The organism is Mycobacterium sp. UM_11 (assembly GCF_001414075.1).
Lineage (GTDB): Bacteria > Actinomycetota > Actinomycetes > Mycobacteriales > Mycobacteriaceae > Mycobacterium.
Window position 1 is genome coordinate 1 of sequence record NZ_LATC01000230.1, and the last position, 804, is coordinate 804.

Below are 804 nucleotides of genomic sequence, written 5' to 3' on the forward strand. Positions count from 1 at the left end.
CACCGTGTCCCCGCACTGATCGGCCACCGCCGGATACGGCCGATCCGTCGGCAACTCCACACGTTCGGGAATCCCGGCCAGCGCATCCTCCCAGTACGCCAACTGCGCGGCGATGGGGCTACCGCCGTCCGCGAGATCACCGAGTTGGGCTCGCTGCCACAACGTGTAATCCGCGTACTGCACCGGCAAATCAGCCCAATCGGGAGCGCGGCCGGCACACCGGCTGGCATAAGCCACATTCAGATCGCCGACGAGCGGAGCGATCGACCACCCGTCCGCGGCGATGTGATGCACCGCGCCCACGAGCACGTGGTCGTTGTCGGCGACGCGGAACAGCGTGGCCCGGAACGGGATCTCGGTTTGCAGGTCGAACACGTGGTGCGCCGTGGTATCGATGGCCTCGTCGATGAAGGCCGGCGGCCATCTCCCCGCATCGATGACCTGCAGGACAGCCTCGTCGCGCCGAGCCGGCAAGATGCGCTGGAACGGCACGCCGTCCAGGTCGGGGAACACCGTGCGCAGGGATTCATGACGGGCGATGACATCGTCGACCGCGGCGCGCAGCGCGTCGATGTCCAGCTCGCCATGCAGCCGCAAAGCCACAGCCAGGTTGTAAACCGATGAGGGGCCTTGCAATTGGTCGAGGAACCACAGCCGGCTTTGGGCGAACGACAACGGAATGACCTGGGGCCGCTGGGCGGGCGCCAGGGGCTGCGGGCGTTCGCCATCACCGCCGATGTGGGCTGCCAGCTGGGCGATGGTTGGCGCGTCGAACAGGGTGTGCATCTGTCTCTTATACACATC

The 804-nt window shown here is 66.7% G+C and carries 1 protein-coding gene; it reads right to left on the reverse strand.

Going from position 1 to position 804, the window contains the following annotated elements:
• Positions 1-804 (reverse strand): condensation domain-containing protein (locus tag WU80_RS24785; protein ID WP_304438003.1); only part of this gene is annotated, 804 nt, incomplete at both ends.